Below are 7954 nucleotides of genomic sequence, written 5' to 3'. Positions count from 1 at the left end.
AACTGATCGGGATTGAACCGACTACCTCTGGTACCACAAACCAGCGCTCTAACCAGATGAGCTACAGCTGCCATTTATAATATTTATTTCCCGTTTGGGTTGGCAAAGGTAATACATTCTAAGTTAAAAAAGCAAGACCTAAACCCGGAAAATGGGAGAAAAATAGTGAGCAAAACACAAAGTTGTTTGCTCAAAACAAAACCCCCATAAAGCGAAGACTTTATGAGGGTAAAATGGGCAACTGATCGGGATTGAACCGACTACCTCTGGTACCACAAACCAGCGCTCTAACCAGATGAGCTACAGCTGCCATTTAATATTTATTTCCCGTTTGGGATGACAAAGGTAATATATTATGAATTAAAAAAGCAAGGGCTTGCAAAAAAAAATATTTCCAGAGATAAAAAATACCGATAAAGTAGCTATACAAGGTGATAGACGCTGTTTTTGCCCACTGAAAGGTGGTTTTACTTGTGCTTACACAGGTTCTTTGTATACAGATAAAAAAAATTTGACAAATAAAAAATGACTGTAGAACTTTCCTACTTCACAAATGTTTTGTATTTTATTTATGACAAACACCATTCTATTGTAACCTTATGACTTGGTATCAACTGTTGCTGACATTTGCTGCCCTGATTTTCTTTTTGGGCATTTATTTTATCATTCCTACCATATATATTGGCATCCGGCTAATGTTGGGGCACCACATTACCGATACCATGCGCGAAAACGAAGAGTATAAACGTGGTATTGAGTTGGTAGACCAGGAGCGTTATAAGGAAGCCTTACGTTTTTTTGATGCGGTGTTGAGTCATCACCCAAAAAGCGCCGTAGCCTGGGCACACAAAGCCCGTTGTAATTTTGCCCTAAACAACCTGCACGAGGCAATGTATAATTGTGACAAAGCCATTAATTATGACTATAGTCTGTCTGACTGTTACCTTATCAAGGGCAAAGCATTGTTTGCGTTAGAAGAGTATCAATTGGCGCACGAAGAGTTTGCCAAGGCAGTATGGCATTTCAAAGACAAGGCGGTTCCCTATCGTTTGAAAGGGCGTTGCAACTATCATCTGGGCAACTATGACGGGGCGAAGGTAGATTTTCAGCGTGCCATTCGTTACCACGATGAAGACGCCAACTATTTGCTACACAAAATGGAAAATGAACAGGATGCTTTTTAGCTTTCAGGCTTGTTTTTATATTTGCTCATTGTACCAATAATCACTCCCCAAAAAACTACGCTCAGCGTACCAATAGGGTTGAGCCATAAATAAGCCAAAGCTTTTTTGCAGGCTTGAGTTTCATGTGTGCCAAAAAAATGATAATGTTGGGTATCGGTGTGTAGGTATAGGTTGTCGAACAAGAACACCGTAAACATACCTAGCAGAAGCCCCACAAAAGCCCCGGCACCATTGGCTGGCTTGACCCAAATAAGGACAAAAACCCCCAGAATAGCCCCATAAAAATAGCTCCCTACTTTATTTACCAATTCTACTATAGAATCGGTTTCGCCATAGGCAAGTGCGGCCAGTACTGCAAATATGCCCCAACCTGCGGTAGCTACCCTGGAAGCATTGAGGTAATAACGCGTGGGCTTTTCTTTTGTATGTAAGCGTTTTTGCCAATCAATAACAGTACTGGACGCCAGCGAATTTAAGCCACTGTCTATGCTTGAGAGGGCTGCCGCCAAAATAGTGGCAACAATTACGCCCACCAAGCCCGCTGGCATTTGTGTAAGCACAAAGTAAGGCAAAATGTAGTTGGTGTCGTTGCGACGGATTCCCGTAGTTTTTTCTTGTCGTTTTATCTCTGCTTGTCGCAAACGATTGAGCGCTTTATCCTGGGCTACAAAAGCTTGTTTGGTGGGCAGGTGGTGTGGAGCCTTCAGGTATTGGTAGGCTGCCTGTGCCCGCAATTGATGCGCTTTCTTATAAGCGTTTTTTGCTGTAGACATTTGCTCGGTATGTGCTGCCTGATTAGGAATAAAAAGCAGGGGAGCTTCTTTAAAAATATAAAATACATAGAGAAAAACCCCTAGCAAAAGCATAAAAAACATCATAGGTATTTTGGCGAAAGCCGTCATCATAAGCGAACCCCTCGCGTCGTTGAGCGACTTGGCGGTAAGGTAACGTTGAGCTTGAGACTGGTCGGTGCCAAAATAAGACAACATGAGGAACAATCCTGCCAATAGTCCACTCCAGAGGTTGTATTTTTCGGCAGCATCAAAGGTAAAATCAATGGTTTTGAGCTTGGCTGTTGCTCCGGCAATTTGAAGTGCTTCAGTAAAACCTACTTCCTGAGGGAGTTTTGACCAGATCCAGGCAAAGCAGAATACGAGCCCACCCATCATCAGTACCATTTGTTTGATGTCGGTACGAATAACTCCAGTAATGCCCCCAAATACGGTGTAAACCGTGGCGCCTATACCTATCACAACGATGGTGTAAGAGAGAGGTACCTGAAGTATCACAGAAAGTACATACGCTGGGGCAGCAATGACCAGCCCCATAGACAACCCGCGTGAAAGCAAAAATAAAAAACTGGTTAGTAGCCTTACCTTTAAGCCAAAACGATGTTCGAGGGCTTCGTATACAGTAAATATTCTAAGGCGGTTATAAAACGGGAGCAATGTAATTGACAGAATGATCATAGCAAGAGGAACGCTCAAGTATACTTGTACAAAACGCATGTCGTGCACATAGGCTTGTCCGGCGGTACCTACAAATGAAATGGCTGAAGCTTGAGTGGCCATTACTGATAAACCTACTGCCCACCAAGGCATACTGCGGTTGGCAAGCAGCAAATCTTCTACGCTTTTTGTGCTTTTGTTTTTGCGTAAGCCATCCCACAAGGTAAATGTAAAAAAAGCAACTAGAATGAGCCAATCAGTAATTGTCATGATATTGTATGTGCTTTGTTATAGGGTTGAATTTTTTTGAGCAAAGTTGCCCAGTTTTTGGTGTCAGCGTATTCCTTAATGCAATAGTAAGTGGTTTATGAGCTTCCAAAATAACGGCTAAACCAATACATCAATACAGGGTATAATATTGCACTGGCTACCACTACCCAATACATCCATTCCCAGCGTTTGGTGAGGCTGTGCTTATTTTTCATCATGGGTTACTGTGCTTATTTACTATCCAAACACCAAATCAGGGTAAAAGCGTTCAATGAATAGATTTGGTCTTGCCCAAATATGGTAAAAAAAATGTATTTTTGACCTATACATTAGATGACAGAATAAAAGCAAAGTGGTGGTACAGCACCTTGTACATAGCAATATACCTTCAGACAACTATATTATTGAATTTGACCTGATTGCACTTTGAAAAACACAGACGCCCATACCCAAAAAATAAAGCAGCTGCTTGAGAGCAACGAAGAGGCTAATTTTGAACTGGCCTTGCAGTTGATAAAATCTGTATCACCCGACAATGAGGGCACCGGAATGTTGGCAGAAGTATTTGAAATAATCACCGAAACCAAACAAAAACGAATGGCTTGTTTGCAGAACGGAGTATACGCTGCTTTACGAAACAATGCTACCTTGAATTTTTCAGAGCTACACATGGAGCATTTATTACCGGGGGTAGGTAAACTAACCGAGTTGCAACATTTGTATTTGGGGCATAACAAGCTTACCAACCTGCCCAACGACCTGGTACAACTTACTCACCTAAAAACGCTCGACCTGAATGTAAATCAATTTCGTCAAGTTCCTTTGTCAATCCCCCAGCTTACCCGTTTAGAGCAATTGCTGATGAACTACAACAGTTTGGAAAGCCTGCCCGAAAACTTTAAAAAGCTTACCAATCTAAAGGTATTACAACTTTACCAAAATCAACTGAAAGATTTTCCCTTAGTCATTACTGAGTTGCCCCACCTGGAAGTGCTCTGGCTGGGCGCCAATGTGTTTAGTACCTTGCCTGCCGAAATTAGCCTATTGCAACAGCTCAAAGATTTAAGCCTTTACAATGTGCCTATTCAGAATATTCCACAGCAAATAGGGCGCTTGAGCAATTTAAGAGAGTTGAGCATGAAGTACAATCAAATCCACATTTTACCCTCAGAAATAGGCAGTTTGTGGCGTTTAATCGCCCTGGAGATAGACCACAATCATATAGAAAAAGTACCCGAATCGATAGAAAATCTTCGTAAGTTGGAGTATTTGTCATTGCGTAACAATCAACTCAAGAGGGTGAGCAGTGGCATAGGTCAGTTGCAAAACCTGAAAAGTTTGCACTTAGACAACAATCAACTCACGGAGTTGCCAGAAGAAATAGGCAAATTAAAAAACCTGGAGGTTTTGTCGGTAGAAAATAACCAATTAAAAGCGGTTCCTCCTGCACTTTATCAACTTGATAAGCTCAAAACCTTTAACCTGCGTGACAATCAAATACCCCTGAAAAAAATCAGCGAAGTACACCGTCAGTACCCTTTGATACAAGTTTGATTAATGCCTGTAAATTATCAATTGATAACTGGGAGTTATTGCTATTTCAAAGGCTAAGTAGTACCTTCACGTTTCTTTTTTTTACACACTCCCTACATTAAACTATGAAAGTAGCCATTCTGCGTTACAATGCAGGCAATACACAATCGGTACAATACGCCCTCGAAAGGTTGGGTGTGACACCCTTAGTTACCGACGATCCAGCGCTGCTCACCTCAGCCGATAAAGTGATTTTTCCGGGAGTAGGGCACGCCCATTCGGCAATGAACTACCTCAAAAGCAAACAGTTAGACCAGTTAATTCCTCAACTAAAGCAACCCTTTTTGGGGATATGCCTGGGCATGCAGCTGTTGTGTGAGCATAGCGAAGAAGGCGATACAGCCTGCTTGAGGGTTTTTCCAATAAAGGTAGTCAAATTTGACGAACGTCTTGCCCAACAACAATCAGCCAAACTTAAAGTACCCCACATGGGTTGGAACAATTTGCAAAAGTTGAACGGGAAAATTACTAAAGGTTTGACAACAAACGATTATGTATATTTTGTGCATAGTTATTATGTCGAGTTGGCAGACTATACAACAGCTCAAACCGACCATATTGTACCCTTTTCGGCCATGCTTGAGAAAGGTAACTTTCATGCAGCGCAGTTTCACCCCGAAAAAAGCAGCCAGCAAGGTAGCCAAATCATTCAAAATTTTTTAGAACTTTAAAACAAGGTACTGGGCGCTAGGTACTAGGAACAGGGTTTGATGGTGCTGATTCTGGTACAGAAAATAAAATAATACGAGTTGACAAAAGCTAGTCCCCAGCACCCAGTCCCTAATACCTATTATGATTCAAATAATTCCGGCAATAGACATTATCAATGGGCAATGTGTAAGATTGACCCAAGGCGATTACAGCCAAAAACGAGTATATGACAAAGACCCCATAGAAATGGCGCAAAAGTATGCCGATGAGGGGTTTCAGCGTTTGCATGTGGTAGACCTTGATGGTGCCAAAAGTGGGGCACCCAAACACTTGGCTTTGGTAGAGCAAATGGCGACCAAAACCAATTTGACGATTGACTATGGGGGAGGGATAAAAACAACCGAGCAGGTGCAGTCGGTATTAGATGCAGGGGCAGCTATGGCAAATATTGGGAGCCTTGCTGTCAAGCAACCCGAAGTTTTTAAAGGGTGGTTACAAACTTTTGGCTCAGATAAAATATTGCTTGCCTCAGACGTAAAGGGCGAAAAAATAGCCATCAATGCCTGGCAAGACGAATCTGAAGTAAGTATTTATGACTTTATCGCCGATTTTATACCTGGTGGGCTTACCCAGTTTTTTTGTACCGATGTATCAAAAGATGGTTTATTACAAGGGGTGGCGCTAGAGCTCTATCGTAAACTTAAGCAAAAGTTCCCAACTATGACCATTATTGCCAGTGGGGGAGTAGCCAGCATGCAAGACATCAAAGACTTAAACAAAGAGGGCATTGATGGGGTAATTGTAGGTAAGGCTATTTACGAAAATCGCATTGCTTTAGAAGAGCTTAAGCAGTTTGCCTAATGGGTGACTCTCTCATCAAATAATCATTGAAAACTTATGATCACTAAAAGAATTATACCCTGCCTTGACGTAAAAGACGGGCTTACTGTCAAAGGAGTGCAGTTTGAGAACCTGGTAGTGGCAGGCGACGCTATAGAATTGGGGCGAAGGTATGCCGAAGAAGGAGCCGATGAGCTTTGTTTTTTGGACATTACCGCTACCAATGAAAAACGTAAAACCCTGGCGGCATTGGTCAAACGCATTGCCGCCAATATCAACATTCCTTTTACGGTGGGTGGAGGTATCAAGTCAGTAGATGATATTTCAGTACTGCTTGATTCGGGTGCCGATAAAATTACCATCAACTCGGCAGCGGTACGCAACCCTGAGCTGGTAACCCAAGCCTCACAAGAGTTTGGCGAACAATGCATTGTAATAGCTATAGATGCCCGCGAGGTAGCCGGCGAATGGTATGTGCACACCCACGGAGGCAAACAAAAAACGGATATAAAGTTGTTTGAGTGGGCTAAAGAAGCGCAGGAACGTGGCGCGGGAGAAATTTTGTTTACTTCGATGAATAACGATGGTACCAAAAATGGTTTTACCCTTGAGGCTACCCGCCAATTGACTGATGCTTTGATGATTCCGATCATTGCTTCAGGGGGGGCAGGCGCTAAGTCACATTTCAAGGAGGTGTTTGAACAGGCCAACGCCGATGCGGGGCTGGCTGCCAGTATTTTTCACTTCAATGAAATAGGCATCAAAGAACTGAAAGATTACCTAAAGGCGGAAAATATTCATGTGAGAGGGTAATTTACTTATCATAATGTATAGTTATAGTTAAATTGTAGAAATTAAAAAGGGCATAAAAAATTGAATTTCAATTAATAGAGTTTATTACGATAATTTTTTATGCAACAAAAAAGGTAGTATTTCGGCACATATAAAGTGTGAAAATATATGATAAAGTCGTCCGAAATAACTACCAAGAATGTTTAGCTATAACGAGCTTGGCAAAAGAAGAGTTTTTCTACCTTTTGGAAGTTTTCTCAGATTTATGGGAAAACTATTACAAACATTATGATTTAAAAGGTAATATTCGTCAAAAGCCTAAATTCAAAGAAGATGCTCGCATCAGTCTTTGTGGTACAGAAGAAAAACTTCTATTTATACTTACTTATTTGAAAGAAAACCCTACTCAACAATATCAGGGACTCTTATTTAGAATGTCCCAAGGTAAGGTAAGTATTTGGGTAAAGTGTCTTCTTCCTATACTTCAACAAAGTCTTGAAATACTTGGTGTAGCCGCCCATCGTACACCTTGTAATTTGTACAAAACTTTGCTAGTGTTGTCAAAAACAGTCCTATGGATTGACGCTAGTGAACGAAATATACCTCGCTCTCAGGATTATGAGCGTCAGCAGTACGAGTATAGTGGCAAAAAGAAACAACATATGGTTAAAAATCATATTCTTTCTGATGAAAATGGTTATATATGGTACTTAAGCCCTACTTATGCTGGAAGTATTCACGATAAAACGATGGCAGAAGAGTCCGAATATATTTTTCCTGAGGGTACTATTTTATTGGAAGACCTTGGGTATTTAGGCTTTAAACCTGAGGGGGCAGAAGTCCTAACTCCCTTTAAGAAACCCAGAAATAGGGAGCTAAGTGAAGCTCAGAAACAGTGTAATAAAACTATTTCAGCGATAAGGGTGAAAGTGGAGCACGTCTTTGCTTCGGTGAAGAGGCTAAGGATTGTAAAGGATAAAATTAGGCTCAAAAACACTGAAATGAGAGATATTGTAATGGTTATTGCAGTAGGATTGCATAACCTTAGGTGGAAGTTTAGACAAAACCTTCATCATAATTAATTTATCGTAATAATGTCTAATTATACCCATAATTCATTGCAAAAGGTTATTATTGTATCGACTAAAAAACTATAATACCTATTACAATGAAGTT

Annotated in this window: 8 protein-coding genes and 1 tRNA gene; 6 read left to right on the top strand and 3 right to left on the bottom strand. The window is 41.1% G+C overall.

Going from position 1 to position 7954, the window contains the following annotated elements:
* Positions 1-236 precede the first annotated feature (236 nt).
* Positions 237-310 (bottom strand) — tRNA-His (locus Q0954_RS31705).
* 289 nt (positions 311-599) lie between these two features.
* On the opposite strand from Q0954_RS31705, the gene Q0954_RS31700 reads away from it, so the two are divergent.
* Positions 600-1184 carry a tetratricopeptide repeat protein gene (locus Q0954_RS31700; RefSeq protein WP_299465247.1) on the top strand — a complete coding sequence of 195 codons (585 nt, stop codon included), beginning with the start codon at positions 600-602 and terminating at the stop codon, positions 1182-1184.
* On the opposite strand, the gene Q0954_RS31695 is transcribed toward Q0954_RS31700, so the two are convergent.
* Positions 1181-2902 (bottom strand): sodium:solute symporter, encoded by a 1722-nt coding sequence (locus tag Q0954_RS31695; RefSeq protein ID WP_299465245.1) that lies wholly within the window; start codon positions 2900-2902, stop codon positions 1181-1183. The genes Q0954_RS31700 and Q0954_RS31695 overlap by 4 nt on opposite strands.
* A 95-nt stretch (positions 2903-2997) precedes the next feature.
* Positions 2998-3120, bottom strand: coding sequence for a hypothetical protein (locus tag Q0954_RS31690; RefSeq protein WP_299465242.1), 123 nt, complete (start codon positions 3118-3120; stop codon positions 2998-3000).
* Positions 3121-3328: 208 nt separating this feature from the next.
* Between Q0954_RS31690 and Q0954_RS31685 the strand changes: the two genes are divergently transcribed.
* From Q0954_RS31685 to Q0954_RS31665, 5 genes are all read left to right on the top strand, one after another.
* Positions 3329-4456: a leucine-rich repeat domain-containing protein gene (locus Q0954_RS31685; RefSeq protein WP_299465239.1), complete on the top strand. Its 1128-nt coding sequence runs from the start codon at positions 3329-3331 to the stop codon at positions 4454-4456.
* A gap of 104 nt (positions 4457-4560) precedes the next feature.
* A complete protein-coding gene (gene hisH / locus Q0954_RS31680) occupies positions 4561-5166 on the top strand; it encodes an imidazole glycerol phosphate synthase subunit HisH (RefSeq protein WP_299465236.1) in 606 nt (201 codons plus the stop codon).
* Positions 5167-5287: 121 nt separating this feature from the next.
* The gene (hisA, locus tag Q0954_RS31675; protein WP_299465234.1) at positions 5288-6007 is read left to right on the top strand and encodes a 1-(5-phosphoribosyl)-5-[(5-phosphoribosylamino)methylideneamino]imidazole-4-carboxamide isomerase; all 720 of its coding nucleotides are present in this window, start codon (positions 5288-5290) and stop codon (positions 6005-6007) included.
* A gap of 36 nt (positions 6008-6043) precedes the next feature.
* Positions 6044-6799 carry an imidazole glycerol phosphate synthase subunit HisF gene (gene hisF, locus Q0954_RS31670; RefSeq protein WP_299465231.1) on the top strand — a complete coding sequence of 252 codons (756 nt, stop codon included), beginning with the start codon at positions 6044-6046 and terminating at the stop codon, positions 6797-6799.
* A 197-nt stretch (positions 6800-6996) separates the two neighbouring features.
* A complete protein-coding gene (locus Q0954_RS31665) occupies positions 6997-7860 on the top strand; it encodes a transposase family protein (RefSeq protein ID WP_299465228.1) in 864 nt (287 codons plus the stop codon).
* Positions 7861-7954: the final 94 nt, after the last annotated feature.

It is taken from the genome of uncultured Microscilla sp. (assembly GCF_947493425.1).
In the GTDB taxonomy this organism is placed as follows: Bacteria; Bacteroidota; Bacteroidia; order Cytophagales; family Microscillaceae; genus Microscilla.
This window is presented reverse-complemented; position numbering and strand designations above follow the sequence as displayed.

Excerpts from the sequence above, each read along its gene's own strand:
- Q0954_RS31700 (WP_299465247.1), top strand. The coding sequence starts at position 600 with ATGACTTGGTATCAACTGTTGCTGACATTTGCTGCCCTGATTTTCTTT.
- Q0954_RS31695 (WP_299465245.1), bottom strand. The coding sequence starts at position 2,902 with ATGACAATTACTGATTGGCTCATTCTAGTTGCTTTTTTTACATTTACC.
- Q0954_RS31690 (WP_299465242.1), bottom strand. The coding sequence starts at position 3,120 with ATGATGAAAAATAAGCACAGCCTCACCAAACGCTGGGAATGGATGTAT.
- hisH (WP_299465236.1), top strand. The coding sequence starts at position 4,561 with ATGAAAGTAGCCATTCTGCGTTACAATGCAGGCAATACACAATCGGTA.
- hisA (WP_299465234.1), top strand. The coding sequence starts at position 5,288 with ATGATTCAAATAATTCCGGCAATAGACATTATCAATGGGCAATGTGTA.
- hisF (WP_299465231.1), top strand. The coding sequence starts at position 6,044 with ATGATCACTAAAAGAATTATACCCTGCCTTGACGTAAAAGACGGGCTT.